At 68.3% G+C, this 12,803-nt stretch carries 13 protein-coding genes; 5 read left to right on the top strand and 8 right to left on the bottom strand.

What is annotated here, in order from left to right:
* Positions 1–14: 14 nt before the first annotated feature.
* Positions 15–1,169, bottom strand: a complete 1,155-nt coding sequence (gene argJ, locus FHS42_RS15475; RefSeq protein WP_184572800.1) for a bifunctional glutamate N-acetyltransferase/amino-acid acetyltransferase ArgJ — start codon at positions 1,167–1,169, stop codon at positions 15–17.
* A gap of 243 nt (positions 1,170–1,412) precedes the next feature.
* Between argJ and FHS42_RS38635 the strand changes: the two genes are divergently transcribed.
* From FHS42_RS38635 to FHS42_RS15485, 3 genes are read left to right on the top strand one after another with little or no spacing between them, the layout of a single operon-like run.
* Positions 1,413–2,273: an NRDE family protein gene (locus FHS42_RS38635; RefSeq protein WP_312866888.1), complete on the top strand. Its 861-nt coding sequence runs from the start codon at positions 1,413–1,415 to the stop codon at positions 2,271–2,273.
* A complete protein-coding gene (locus tag FHS42_RS15480; protein WP_312866905.1) occupies positions 2,180–3,520 on the top strand; it encodes an aldehyde dehydrogenase family protein in 1,341 nt (446 codons plus the stop codon). Before FHS42_RS38635 ends, FHS42_RS15480 begins: the two co-directional genes overlap by 94 nt.
* A gap of 13 nt (positions 3,521–3,533) precedes the next feature.
* Positions 3,534–4,637 carry a class I adenylate-forming enzyme family protein gene (locus tag FHS42_RS15485; RefSeq protein ID WP_184572802.1) on the top strand — a complete coding sequence of 368 codons (1,104 nt, stop codon included), beginning with the start codon at positions 3,534–3,536 and terminating at the stop codon, positions 4,635–4,637.
* Positions 4,638–4,764: 127 nt separating this feature from the next.
* Here FHS42_RS15485 and FHS42_RS15490 read toward each other — a convergent pair whose 3' ends face one another.
* Positions 4,765–5,688 (bottom strand): class I SAM-dependent methyltransferase, encoded by a 924-nt coding sequence (locus FHS42_RS15490; RefSeq protein WP_184572803.1) that lies wholly within the window; start codon positions 5,686–5,688, stop codon positions 4,765–4,767.
* Between the two features lie 348 nt (positions 5,689–6,036).
* Between FHS42_RS15490 and FHS42_RS15495 the strand changes: the two genes are divergently transcribed.
* Complete coding sequence (locus FHS42_RS15495) at positions 6,037–6,660, top strand: GyrI-like domain-containing protein (RefSeq protein WP_184572804.1); 624 nt, start codon at positions 6,037–6,039, stop codon at positions 6,658–6,660.
* 415 nt (positions 6,661–7,075) lie between these two features.
* Here the strand turns inward: FHS42_RS15495 and FHS42_RS15500 are convergent, their stop codons facing one another.
* The 4 genes from FHS42_RS15500 to FHS42_RS15515 form a co-directional block, all read right to left on the bottom strand.
* Positions 7,076–7,657, bottom strand: coding sequence for a dihydrofolate reductase family protein (locus FHS42_RS15500; RefSeq protein ID WP_184572805.1), 582 nt, complete (start codon positions 7,655–7,657; stop codon positions 7,076–7,078).
* A 65-nt stretch (positions 7,658–7,722) separates the two neighbouring features.
* Positions 7,723–8,562, bottom strand: a complete 840-nt coding sequence (locus FHS42_RS15505; RefSeq protein WP_312866889.1) for an AraC family transcriptional regulator — start codon at positions 8,560–8,562, stop codon at positions 7,723–7,725.
* A gap of 30 nt (positions 8,563–8,592) precedes the next feature.
* Positions 8,593–8,823: a hypothetical protein gene (locus tag FHS42_RS15510; protein WP_184572806.1), complete on the bottom strand. Its 231-nt coding sequence runs from the start codon at positions 8,821–8,823 to the stop codon at positions 8,593–8,595.
* Positions 8,824–8,924: 101 nt separating this feature from the next.
* The gene (locus FHS42_RS15515) at positions 8,925–10,178 is read right to left on the bottom strand and encodes a magnesium and cobalt transport protein CorA (RefSeq protein ID WP_184572807.1); all 1,254 of its coding nucleotides are present in this window, start codon (positions 10,176–10,178) and stop codon (positions 8,925–8,927) included.
* A gap of 818 nt (positions 10,179–10,996) precedes the next feature.
* Between FHS42_RS15515 and FHS42_RS15520 the strand changes: the two genes are divergently transcribed.
* Positions 10,997–11,380 carry an RNHCP domain-containing protein gene (locus FHS42_RS15520; RefSeq protein ID WP_184572808.1) on the top strand — a complete coding sequence of 128 codons (384 nt, stop codon included), beginning with the start codon at positions 10,997–10,999 and terminating at the stop codon, positions 11,378–11,380.
* Between the two features lie 54 nt (positions 11,381–11,434).
* On the opposite strand, the gene FHS42_RS15525 is transcribed toward FHS42_RS15520, so the two are convergent.
* Positions 11,435–11,632, bottom strand: a complete 198-nt coding sequence (locus tag FHS42_RS15525; protein WP_184572809.1) for a hypothetical protein — start codon at positions 11,630–11,632, stop codon at positions 11,435–11,437.
* Positions 11,633–11,951: 319 nt separating this feature from the next.
* The gene (locus tag FHS42_RS15530; RefSeq protein ID WP_184572956.1) at positions 11,952–12,791 is read right to left on the bottom strand and encodes a helix-turn-helix transcriptional regulator; all 840 of its coding nucleotides are present in this window, start codon (positions 12,789–12,791) and stop codon (positions 11,952–11,954) included.
* Between the last annotated feature and the right edge of the window lie 12 nt (positions 12,792–12,803).

Raw genomic sequence — 12,803 nt, forward strand, 5'->3', positions numbered from 1 at the left:
CTCGCCGGAATGCGTCAGGTCGTGTAGTCGGCGTTGATCCTGATGTATCCGTCAGTGAGATCGCAGCCGTAGACGGTGAACTCGCCCGAGGCGATGCCAAGATCGATGCCGATCACGACCTCGCCGCCCTTGAGGTGCGTCGTTGCGGCGGCCAGCACTTCATCGGTCGTGGGCGCCGGGTAGGTCTCCACGTTGCCGAAGCGGATCACCACCTTCGCGGGGTCGATGTCCAGGTCGTCCTCGCACTTGCCGATCGCCATCGCGACGCGGCCCCAGTTGGGGTCGGCGCCGTGCACGGCGGTCTTCACCAGCGGCGAGTTGACCACGGTCTTGCCGACCCGCTTGGCCTGCGCCTCGTCGCGCGCACCAACCACCTGTACCTCGATCAGCTTGCTGGCACCCTCACCATCGGAGGCGATCTTGCGCACCAAGTGCAGAGCGGCCTTGTACAGCACGGCCTCGAACTCGGCCTCGTCCACCGGACCCGCCAGGCCGTTGGCGAAGATCGCCGCACTGTCGCTCGTGGACGTGTCGGTGTCGATGCTCAGCGCGTTGAACGTCCGGTCGATCACCCGGCGAAACACCCGGTCAAGGACCGGCTGGTCCACCTGCGCGTCGGTGAAGAAGAACGTCAGCAGCGTCGCCATGTTCGGCTCGATCATTCCCACGCCCTTGGCGATGGCGGCGACCGTCGCGGCACCACACGGCAGCGCCACATGCTTGGCGACGGTGTCGGTGGTCATCATCGCCCGCGCGGCGGCCTCCAAGTCCGCTTCCGGCAGCGGCCACTCGACCGTTGCGAGCCCGGACCTGACCCGGTCCATCGGGTACTGCCGCCCGATGACCCCGGTGGACGCGATCAGCACTTCCTGTGGCGCGAGCCCGGCCGCCTCGGCGACGGTGGCGCGCACCTCGCGTGCGTTCGCCATGCCCTGGGCGCCGGTGGCAACGTTGGCATTACGGGAGATGACCACGACTCCGTACGCCGTGCCTGCCGCCGCCGACTCGCGGCTCAGCGTGACACTGGGCCCCACGAACCTGGAGCGCGTGAAGACCGCCGACACCACGGCGGGCACATCGGACAAGACGACGGCGAAGTCGTCCGCCTCGCTCTTGATCCCCAGTGCCGCTGTACGGCTGCGGAAACCTCGTGGGCCCGGTGACGACATGACGTCGCGTCCTTTCATCCGGTGCGTCGGGAACGTCGCAGCGAGTACACAATATGCACGACTACGAATGACCATACCCCGGGCCGATTCTCGTATGCCGGATGCAACGCCTCAATCGACAAGGGCGATTGGCCGAAAAAAGGCTGATGCTGGCACACCTGGCGGCACGCATGCTGGACAGCCCACTGCATGACCATGCAGTGTCGAGGGTGGAGGAAGGCCGCCAGCCGACGGGGGAAGCTGATGTGCACCGTGTTCTTCCGCGTCCGCGCATGTCTGGATGCGGCCCTCGTACTGGCCGCTGTGCGAGATGAGTTCTTGGACCGGCCGTGGGCGCCACCACGGCGGCACTGGCCCGCCCCGTACCTCATCGGCGGCCTCGATCTCGTCTCTGGCGGCACCTGGCTCGCCGTGCGTACCGACCGGCCCGCGGTCGCGGTGCTGGTGAACGGGCCGGGCGAGGCATCGGAAGTGCCCGGCAGCCGGGGCGTGCTCCCACTGCGGATGCTCGATCACGGCGAGCCGACCCAGGACGACGTCGCCGGGTTGCCTGGCTTCCACCTCCTGCACGCCGAACCCGGCCGGGCCCGAGTGATCAGTTGGGACGGGCGCACGCTGCGTGCGGTGGACGTGCCCGAAGGCGACCACATGCTGACGTACGGCGGACTGAACGCCCTTGACCACCCACGGGTCCGCCGCTTCCTCCCCAAGCTGGCAGGCCTCGCCGACGACGCATGGCCAACCCTGCTCGAAGACCCCGAGCCCCTCCCCGCCGCACCCCAGGCCCTGCTCGTCAACCGACGTGAGCTGGGCAAGCCGTACGGCACGACATCGGCGTCCCTCATCTCCATCAGCCGCAACGCACTCACCTACGACTTCACCTCGCAGCCGCACAACCCCGGAGCCTGGCACCGGGTGACCGACCGTTCGCCCAGCCACCCTGAGGGAGAACCGCCTTGTTGCAACCGTCATCTACCACCGGGCAGCGCGCGCCCGCCGTGCCCTCCTGGGTGGGCGCCGAGCCGACCTGGTCAGCCCGCCCCGCCGAACTCCTCGGCTGCCGAGGCGAGGTCGTCGCCACCGTGGACCACGCGAGTCGCCTAGTGCAGCAGCGCATGGTGAACCGCGCACGAGCGAGCGCTCCCGCGTTGCAGTCCATCGCGGACGACGAGTGGTTCGCGCTGTTCCGCCGCGCGGCCGAGACCGTGCGGCAGCGGATCGAAAGTGGGGCCCTTGACGCCGAGTTGGCGGCCCTCGCCTCGGCCTGCGGACTGCCGGTGCGCCGGGCCACCCGCGGCATCCTGGCCGTCGTGGACCAGATGCTGTACCTGGACAAGATCATGGCCGTGCAATCGCCGGACGGCACCACCACCGCGTACCGCACCGGCCGCACCCGGCACGGCTGGTCGTGGCTGCCCGCCGGGCGCACCGCGATGGTCAGGGTGCCCGCCAACTTCCCCACGATCGCCATCGAGTGGCTACAGGTGCTCGCCAGCAGGCGGCCGACCCTGATCAGTACCGCGAGGCACGATCCGTTCGTGGCGGCGATCTTCGTCGAGGCGCTGTACGAGGCGGGGCTGCCCGCTGGTGCCGTGTCGATCTGCCACGACAGTGCCGAAACCTTTCACCGGCTGGCCGACCAGGTCGTGTGGCCGGGTGAGCAGTACCCGCCGGGCCTGGACCCGACCAAGCTGAAGCTCTACCACTTCGGTCGCAGCAAGGCCGTCCTGCCGCAGGACCCCGGCGACGACGCGTGGGCGCGGCTCGCGCGGCTCGCGTTCCAGGGCTGTGGCCGGCTGTGCACCAACGTCAGCAGCATCGCGGTGCCATGGTCGGCGCACGAGGCGGCCGAACGACTCGCGGCCAAGTTCGCTAACTTTCCGGTGCTTCCGCTGGCCGATCCGCTCGCGAACGTCCCCGCATTCACCGACCTTGACGACTGGAACTACGTGGCCGGGCTGGTCGAACGCGAGATCGCGGCGGGAGCACAGGACGTCACGGCCCAGCTGACGGACGTGCCGCTGCGAGTGGAGTTGGACGGGACGCGGTTCCTGCGCCCCACCGTGTTGCTGGTGAAGCCGGACTCGCACCTGGTGCGCCTGGAGCTGCCGTTCCCGTTTGTCACGGTGACGGAGGTGCCGCGTGAGGAACTCGCGCACACCTGCCGGCAGTCACTCATCGTCTCGCTCGTGGGCGAGGACGCCGAGCTGCTCGACGAGCTCGTGGCCGAGCCGTCCATCTCCAAGGTGTTCCACGGCGAGCAGTTCGACCGGGGGTACGACCCGATCGACCCCCAGGAGGGCTACCTCGCCGACTTCCTCTTCCAGAAGAAGCTCGTGCTCCCCAACTGACCTGGAGACGTTCATGGTGAAGCCACCACCGTTGCACGCGGTATCCGACGAGCATGTGCGCACGATCGTGCGACGTCACCTGCACCCCGAGACCGGGTCCCCGTTCTGGTTGGAACGGGACCGCAGGCTGGGCGCGAACGCCTACTCCACGGTGGACGGATGGGCAGCAGCCCAAGAACTGCTGGGATTTCGTGACGAAGCCGACCAGGAGATCTTCGAGGAGGCGAGCCGCCGTCGCCCCGCCGAGGACTTCATCCCGGCCGACGTGGTGCAGGACGACGACTTCCTGTGGGCCGCGCAGACCGGAGGCACGACCGGGCTGCCCAAGCACAGCACGTGGGGTGGCGCGTACTGGAAGCATGTGCGCGACTTCTCCCACTACGCCATGGACACGCACGGCATCCCACACGGCTGCAACTGGCTGTACATCTCGCCAATGGGCCCGCACACCATCGGCAGGCTCGTCGTTGACTGGGCTGAGGCACGTGGTGGCATGTGCTTCTCGATCGACCTCGATCCGAGAATCGTGAAAATCTTCGGCGAGGAGGGCATGACAGCGGCGTACAACCGGTACGTCCAACACATCTGGGACCAGGTGAACGCGGTACTGGAGTCCCAGCGCATCGGCGTCATCTATGGGACCGCCCGGCTCCTTGAGATGCTGCCCGAGTACGTGGACGCCAAGCTGCTCAAGGACGTACGCGGCGTCGTCCACGCGGGCTCATCGATGCCGATGCAGTCCCACCGCCTGCTGCGTGAAGACGTCTTTCCTGGTGTGCCGATCGTCGGCATGTACGGCTCATCGACCACCAGCATCAGTTGGCAAAAGCCGTTCGAGCCGCAGGACGAGCACCAGCTCATCTACATCCCGAGCTCACCTTGGGTGACCATCGACATGGTCGGCGACGACAACGCCCCGGTCGCCTTCGGCGAGGAGGGTCGGGTGCGCGTGTGGCGGCTCACCGACGATCAGCTCCTGCCGGGCTTCCTCGAACGCGACCGGGCACGGCGCGTGGAGCCGTTCGGCGCGGCTGCCGAACTGTTCCCGTGGCCATGGATCGGCGACCCGTTCAGCCCGGAGTTCACCGAAGGCAGGCGGGTGGAGGGCGTGTACTGACGGTTGCCGGCGGTTGCGGCACGGTAGGCATGGCCAGGACAGTCAGGCTCACCCAACCCTGCCCGCCAGGGACCGATGGCGCGGCCGAGATCATCGATCTCGGCCGCGCCAACTCACAGAGGTGGCGTCACACGGCGGCGCCGGGCTTGACGGCGGAGGCCAACACGTAATCCAGCCGCGCCAGATCGCTGCGGAGCTCTGCGAGGTCGGCCGTCGCCCGCTTGAGCATCTGGTGGTACAAGGTGCTCACCCGCTGGCCGAAGGCCGGGTCCTGCACCGTACGGACGATGCAGGCCAGCCATGGCTCCCACGCCCGGTCCCGAATGCTGCGTACCTGCACCGTGCGGAAACCCGCCGTACCCAACTCTCCGGCGTACACGTCGCGATCGTGCCAGTTGCGGTCGTCCACCGCAGACCTGATCCAGTCCAGCGCCGGAGCGCGGAAAGCGGCGCGGGGGCCGCCACCGGGCAGCGGCACGATGTCGGCGATGGCCAGCGTCCCACCAGGCCGCAGCACTCGAAACGCCTCCCGGAAGAAAAGGGCGCGCGGCCGGTAGTGCATGGCCGACTCCAGGCAGACGACGTGGTCGAAGCAACCGTCCGGGAACGGCAGATCGGTCGCCGAGGCCAACTGAAAGAACAACTGGCCGCGGGCGTCCTCCCGGCGAGCCCTGTCGCGAGCCGCCGCCACCTGGTGCTGACTGATGTTGACGCCAAAGATCTGATGCGGCTTCCGTTCCGCAAGCCAGCGAAATCCCTGGTCACCGAAGCCGAACCCGCAATCTAAAACGGTGCTTCCGGGTCTTATGTCCGCAGCCTCGGCCAGCAGATCCGCCAGCGCCTCCTGGGCCCGGTCGTAGGTCTCCGCACCGGTAGTCCAATATCCGACGTTGAAGTACGTGCTCTTCTCCGACAGCAAATGCGCCGGAGTGAACATGTCGTAGACACCCCGCACTCGCGTGGTCCAGTCGCTGGCCAGCCGGCTGGTGAGCAGACCGCTGAGGAGCCGGGCATCGGCGCGTGGGGAGACCCGCAAGGGGAGAAACGTCATCGTCCTACCTTTTCGTACCAGGGGCATTCTGGGCGTTGCGACTGTAGACAGGTCGATCGTGAGGACGAGGTCATTCCGCGCACCCAGCGGCCACGCACGACTCATATCTCCACTGCGGTACGGCAGTTGGGGGGATGCCCACAGGCGGAGTCGGGGTCGCGGCCATCATCGTGGTCGTGGCCGCCGGCGGAGCCGGGGGCCAGTAGGCTGGTCGATGATGGCGGGGCTGGCTGCCCGCCTGGCTACCTGCCTGGCTGCGCCGAGCACGGCCGTGGAGTTGCCCTCACCCCGCCCTCTCGTGTCCTTCCGCTGCCCACAACGCGCTGAGCCCGACGGAGTGAACTCCCCATGCACAACTACGACATCAAGAAGGAACGGCGAGACCTCTACTCGGCCAAGCGCGACCGGTTCGAGATCGTCGATGTGCCGCCTATGAACTTCCTGATGGCGGATGGCCACGGCGATCCCAACACATCGGCCGGCTATCGCGCGGTGGTCGAAGCCCTGTACACGACGTCCTATGCCGTGCGTTCGATCGCCAAGAAGGAGGTGGGCCGCACCCACACTGTTGGCCCGCTGGAAGGACTGTGGTCCGCGGACGACCTGAGCGTCTTCACGTCCCGCGACTACGCTGAGTGGGTCTGGACGCTCATGATCGTTCAGCCGAGCTGGATCACCTCCGCCCTGGTCGATGAGGCGATGGATCAGGTCGCCAGGGCGAAGAACCTCAGCGCCGGGCACCGCGTGCGGTTCGAGGAGTACGCCGAGGGGCAGTCCGTACAGATCATGCACGTCGGCCCCTACGACGAGGAAGCACCCACGATCGCCCGGCTGCACCAGGAGTTCATGCCCGCTGAGAAGCTCGTCCCTCGCGGGCGGCACCACGAGATCTACCTCTCTGACGCCCGCAAGACGCAACCAGCCCGGCTACGCACGATCTTGCGCCAACCGGCCAGCCCGGCTTCCGCCTGACGGGTCGAGCGGATTCAATGACCTGATCCCGGAACTACGCTGGCAGTAGGCCGTCCTCGTACAGCTATCTCGCTTAGCAGGACGTAGCGCTACCAGTGCTGTCAGGGGTTGGCGCTCACGCTCGCTCTGGACGCCCGCCCGGCGAGACCGGTCCAGACCCCCCTAGACCCAGCACAAGACCGAGCACAGAACAGCCGGTTGACCGCCCGCCCACTGGTCGGCACCGTCACCTGACCCCTGGATGGTGCCGGCCAGCATCCTGTCCTCGCCCACCCGCAGGGCGCTGTTGCCGCGCGTGAGGTGCTGGGGCGGAACAGCATCGGCTGCTCGACAAGGGACTGCGATGCGCAAACGCAGCCGGAGGCCCTCTCACCTGTCGTAGTGGACTTCTGCGCGTACCCGTTCATCAGATCGTTCAGCGGCGCACCCGATAGCGCAGGTGAAGCACCCGGTTGCCTTGAATCACCGTGTCAGGATTCTCCAACAGGTGCTGCGCGTGGACCGGCCCGAAGTAGCGCTTTCCGGACCCGAACACGACGGGTACGACGTCCATGCGCACCTCGTCGATCAGACCCGCGGCAAGCACCTGGCCACCGACGTCGCCGGCGGCGACCTCGACCGTGCGGTCACCCGCAAGGTCCTTGGCCTTGGCCACGGCTGCCCCCACGCCGTTGACGAAGTGAAACGGCGCCTCGGGGTCCCAGCCCTCGGGCTTCGGCCGGTGCGTCACGACGACCACGTGGTCGATCCCGCTCGGCGGCTTCCCGTTCCAGCCGTCCGTCAGGTCGAAGACGTGGCGGCCGACGATCGTGACTCCGATCTGGTCCCAGTACGCCCGGGTGTAGTCGTAGGACGTCTGTGACACCTTCAGCGCGCCGCTCTCGTCCAACGGGACGTCACCGCTGGACAACCAGTCGAACAGCGGTCCGGGCTGGTCATTCTCGTCCGCGATGAAGCCGTCTACCGACACCGAGCTGTACATGACCACTTTGCCCACAGGGCTCTCCTCTGTTTTGGATTGCCTCAAATTAGCGTGTCGAGAGCTCTCGCTCTTGTAAGAAATCAATCGGCCGGCAGTGGCCAGCCGTCCAGCGCGTGGCCGGGATGTTCGCGCAGGAACCGCCGCCGAACTTCGACGTACCGGGTCGGCGTGAGCCCGGTGAACGCCCGGAACTCGTGGCCGAAGTGAGCCTGGTCGAAGTAGCCTGCGCTACCGGCGAGGTCGCCCCAGTCGATCGGTCCGGCGGGGTTGATGGCGAATACGGTGGCGGCGAAGCGGTAGGTGCGGGCCAGCCGTTTCGGTGTGACGCCGATGAGCTCCTTGAACCGCTGTGCCAGATGAGTGCTGCTGACACCCGCTGCCATGCTCAGGTCGCCGATCGCCACCGCCCCGCTGGTCGCCGCGATGACGCTGCTCGTATGGTGGACCAGCCCCAGGCCGGCGGTCCCGCACAGCCGTCGCATGAGCTCCTCTTCGAGCAGCGTCAGCATCTCGTGCGGTCCGTCCGCCGTGGCCAGCCGGTCTCGCAGCTCAGTAGTGGCGGGCCGGCCCCACACCTGCTCTATCGTCACCGGCCGGTCACACAGTTCGGCCGCGGGCATCGGCAGGAACGGCGCCAGGCCCCACGGCTTGACGTGCACGCCGACGGACCGGGTCCCTGGCGGATAGCCGAACTCGAAGGCGCGGGTAGGCATGGTGACCACGCAGCCGTCGGCGTACTCGGACGTCTCGATGTCGGTGCCGGCGCGGATACGAAACGGCGCCCCGAGGTTGATGATGAGCAGCGCCGCAGGCATCGGCGGCAGCGTCAGCCGGGCGTAGGGCGGCGCACCCTCTAGGTAGTAAAGGTCGTCGATCAGTCCGTCCAACGGCGGTCGCGGCACCCTGGACACGTACTCCACGCCCACAGTATCGCCGACGCCCCGCACCAACTACACCCTGAATTTCGAAGAGCCGGAGCTGCGGTGGCGACTCCAGCCGAATCCGATGCCGTTCTGCCATGTGGTGTCGCTGTGGCGGCTGCCGATGGCCGGTTCCCCGTGCAGGTAGACGGAATCAAGGGGGTGGGAGGCGGCTTCGAGATGGGCGAGAAGGCTGCCGCGGCCCGGCGCAGCGGGCTCGTGCCGCTCCAGCGACGGGGAGGGGCCGCCGAAGTGGGGCACGTTTCATTCTCCCCACATTCTCCCCAGCAACCTGAATGGCCTCGGTGAGGGCTGCGAGAGCCGTTGCGGGGGCGCAGAACGCGAGCTCATCGGCCGGTTACTCAGAGCCAGTCACGCCGCTTGAAAATCACGTACAAACTGGCACATACGATCCCCATCAGGGCGATCGCGAACGGATATCCGCCCACCCAATGCAGCTCCGGCATGTGGTCGAAGTTCATGCCGTAAATCGTTCCCACCAACGTGGGAGCAAACAAAATCGCCGCCCACGAAGAGATCTTCTTGATTTCTTCGTTCTGCTCGAACCCGGCCTCGGCGAGTGCGCGCATTTCGGCGTTTTGTTGTTGGGTGACCAGGGTCGCGTTGACCGCCAAAATGTCGGTGAGCGCCGAGCGGAAACCATCCACTCGTTCGCTGGTGTGCGTGACATGGTCGGCCACATCCCGCAGGTAGCGCTGAAGTTCTTCGTTGGTGCGGTACTTATCGAAGCCGGCCATCAGCGCTTGGAGCATGCCCACCAGGGGGCTGGCCGCTCGTTGGAACTCCACCATTTCGCGGGAGAGTTCGTAGATACGGCGGGACACCTCCGGGTCGCCTCGAAATACCTCGGTCTCGATCTCGTCCAAGTCGATTTGTACGCCCTCCACCACCGGCGCGTAGCCGTCCACCACGGCGTCGAGAATGGCGTAGAGCACCGCCTCGGGGCCCAGCGCCAGAAGGTCGGGCGTCGCTTCCATGCGGGCCCGCGCTGCCGACAGGTCGGGGGCCGCGCCGTGGCGGACGGTGATGACGAAGTCGGGGCCGACGAAGAGGTGCAGTTCGCCGAAGTCAACCTCTTCCGGCGCGTCCAGGTAGCGGGCGGCGCGCAGCACGACGAACAGCGTTTCGCCGTAGCGCTCCAGCTTGGGCCGCTGGTGGGCCTCAAGGGCGTCTTCGATGGCCAGCTTGTGCAGGTCGAACTCGGCGGCGATGGAGAACAGTTCCTCCTCGCTCGGCCGGTGGAGGTCGATCCACGCCATGCCGCCGTGCTGCTCGCGGAGTTCTCGGAAGGTGTCGGCAAGGGTGCTGGGCGAGCCGACGCGTAGGCCGTCGCGGTAGAGCGCGGCATCGATGGGACTCTGCGTTTCGGTGCTGTCCTGCGCGGCTTCTTCGCTGTTCGACGCGTTGGGCGGGGCAGGGGGAGTGGTGGCGGGGCGGCCGGCGGCTGAGCGTAGCCACGAGTGCCGCTTCGTCGGGCTCTGCGGCTCATGGGCGGTCGGCTGGGGGGTGTTGCCTGCTGTCTGTGAGGCGTTCTGCTGGGCGATTCGTCGCGCGTTCTTCGCGGACAGGGGAGTACGGGCACGGCGCTCGGCCATGGGGCATGTCCTTACGGTCGCGGGCTCGGGGGGCTTTGGGCGTCGCGCGAGCACCGCCATCGAGCCGCCGGGCCAGTCCACGGCCTCGGACTACGGTCGGCGAGCGGCGGCACCGCGCGGCGTACGACTAGGGGGTTCACCACTCATGGCGGACCTCACCTCCTCCTCGCACACATGACGGAACCGTCGAACAGGATATACACCTCATACGTCAGCAGCCGCGATGCCGGGGTGCCCACCGCGCCCCGCCGTGGCCACGGCTCAACCCCGTCATCGCCCCTTCCCCTTCCCCGTTATCGTCCCCTTCCCCGTTTTCGCCGCGGTCCCCACGCCCGTGCCCGTGGTGGGGAATCCGTGCGTGCCGGTGGCCGGTGGAAAACCGGTTGTGTCGGTGCCGGGCAACGGTTTGGATCGGGGCGGGACATGGCACCGGCACTGGGTCGGGGCCGGTCGATGAGGTGGTGTTGTATGCCCACGGCATGGCGGAACGGATCTCGCGCACGAGGACGGTCCGCACCGGTGACGCTCCGACCCGGCCAACACGGTTGGCCCGGTCACGACTGATCCGGCCCCTACGGACTCCTCGTACGCGAGCGGCGTATCTCGCGGTGGCCCGCATGGCCACCTAGCGGCCCCGATCACCCGTTCGTTCGACGTTCCCGGTGACCGCCTGCCATGGCGGTTCGGCCGTCGTGACGAGCTGCCTCAGCCGGCGCGTGCCGGCCGTGAGCCGATCGTGCCGCGTTCGCGCTGCGGCGCGCCCTTGGCGCGTACCGCACGCTCCGCACCTCACGCACTCGGCCAGGAGTCCCCTTCGTATGACCCGACCCAACAAGCGGGCGCGCGCCGCATACGGCCGCGCCCGGGACATCACCTCGTTCCGCTGTCTGCACTGTGGTCTCGACATCTCGATGAGCGCCGTGGGCACCAGCCATCGCAACCACTGCCCGCAGTGCCTGTGGAGTCGTCACCTCGACACCACTCCGGGCGATCGAGCGGCCGACTGTGGGGCCCGGATGGAGCCGCTGGCCATCACCGTGCGCGGTGACGGCGAGTGGGTGATCATCCACCGGTGCACCGGCTGTGGCGTCCTGCACGCCAACCGGACGGCCGGCGATGACAACGCCCTGCCGCTGACCCGGCTCGCGGTGCGGCCACTGGCTCAGCCACCGTTCCCCTTCGAACGGCTGGCCGGGCTGTGACGTCCTGAGTACGCGAAGGGCCCGGCGCTTCCTCGTGGATCGCCGGGCTTTTCGTCATCTCAAATGCGGGCCGTGGGATGGGCGGCCTTCTTCCAGAACGGCCATCACCAGCGTGTCGTAACGCTGGCCCTGCCAGACCAGCGCGTCGCGCAGCCCCGCCCGTCTAGCTGGAAGCCGCACTTCTCGTACGTACGCCTGGCGCTCTCGTTGTTTGATGCCGCCCACGATCCGGTACGCCCCGGTACGCACCACGCTCCGGTACGCACCACGCCCCGGCATGCAGCGCGGCCCGGGCCTGCGCCCTGTGCTGGCGGGTACGGGCGCGCCCAGCACCCAGCCACCGGCCGCGCGCCACCTGTGCCGTCACCTCAGCCGCCACCTCAACCACCGCACAGCCGCCGCGCGCCGTCTCAGCAGCCCGGACCCGCCGCACGCTGCCCACAAGCCCAGCAGCCGCCCCACAGCCGCCGCACGCCGCACGCCGCACGCAAGCCTGGCAGCAGCATGTGCCCGGCCGCAGGCCCGTTGCCAGGCCGCCCGTACGCCCCACGGGCGCGCTCCCGGTGCCTCGCTACGGCAGCAGCCCGGCCCGGCGTGCCGAGACCACCGCCTGGAGTCGGGTGTGGGCTCCCAGCTTGCGCATGGATGACCGCAGATAGCTCTTGACGGTTTCCGGGCGTAGCCCGAGCCGGGCCGCTGCCGTGGCGTTGGTGGCGCCCGATGCCACGCAGGCCAGCACGTCCACTTCGCGCGGGGAGAGGTCAGTCGAGGAGCGTGCGGGGGGCTCGAAGGGCTGGGTAGTGGCGGCGCCGGCCGGCGCGGCGGCCAGGCGGCCGAGCGCCGTGAGCAACTCGCGGCGCAGCGCCGGGTCGTGCACCCGCTGCGCCAGCGCCCGCAGTTCACCGTGCGCTGCCCGTACCTCTTCCCACGCCGCCGGGTCTGCCTCCCGCGGGTGTCCGGTGACGGCCAGCACCCGGTGGGCCTCGTCCTGCGCGGCATCGCGGATGGCTAGGGCCTGTTCCAGTTCGCGGGCCGCCTCGACGGCCACCGACATGGGGCGTTCCCCCAGCGCCATCGGCTGCCGCAGCGCCCCGTACAACACGCCTCTCACTCGGCGCCGTACCACCACGGGCACGGCCAGGACGCAGCGCAGGCCCTCTTCGGCGACGGCCGCGTCGTACTCGTGGCTGATGACCCGGGAGGCCGGGTAGTCGGCTACGCACACGGGCCGGGAGAGCGCCATGGCCTTGCCTCCCAGGCCGTTGCCGGTGGTGATGGTGAGGCCGAGCAGGGCAGGGGTTGCCGTTCCCGCCGCTTCGGCAATGCGGAATTGGCGCGTCCCCTCGAACAGTCCGCCGAACGCGATCGGCAGCCCGCCGCCTCGCCGCATGCGCTGTAGTGCGGCTCGCATCTCCACGGCCCC

The sequence above is a fragment of the Streptomyces zagrosensis genome, from assembly GCF_014203645.1.
GTDB lineage: Bacteria > Actinomycetota > Actinomycetes > Streptomycetales > Streptomycetaceae > Streptomyces > Streptomyces zagrosensis.

Excerpts from the sequence above, each read along its gene's own strand:
- argJ (WP_184572800.1), bottom strand. The coding sequence starts at position 1,169 with ATGTCGTCACCGGGCCCACGAGGTTTCCGCAGCCGTACAGCGGCACTG.
- FHS42_RS38635 (WP_312866888.1), top strand. The coding sequence starts at position 1,413 with ATGTGCACCGTGTTCTTCCGCGTCCGCGCATGTCTGGATGCGGCCCTC.
- FHS42_RS15485 (WP_184572802.1), top strand. The coding sequence starts at position 3,534 with ATGGTGAAGCCACCACCGTTGCACGCGGTATCCGACGAGCATGTGCGC.
- FHS42_RS15490 (WP_184572803.1), bottom strand. The coding sequence starts at position 5,688 with ATGACGTTTCTCCCCTTGCGGGTCTCCCCACGCGCCGATGCCCGGCTC.
- FHS42_RS15495 (WP_184572804.1), top strand. The coding sequence starts at position 6,037 with ATGCACAACTACGACATCAAGAAGGAACGGCGAGACCTCTACTCGGCC.
- FHS42_RS15515 (WP_184572807.1), bottom strand. The coding sequence starts at position 10,178 with ATGGCCGAGCGCCGTGCCCGTACTCCCCTGTCCGCGAAGAACGCGCGA.
- FHS42_RS15520 (WP_184572808.1), top strand. The coding sequence starts at position 10,997 with ATGACCCGACCCAACAAGCGGGCGCGCGCCGCATACGGCCGCGCCCGG.
- FHS42_RS15530 (WP_184572956.1), bottom strand. The coding sequence starts at position 12,791 with ATGCGAGCCGCACTACAGCGCATGCGGCGAGGCGGCGGGCTGCCGATC.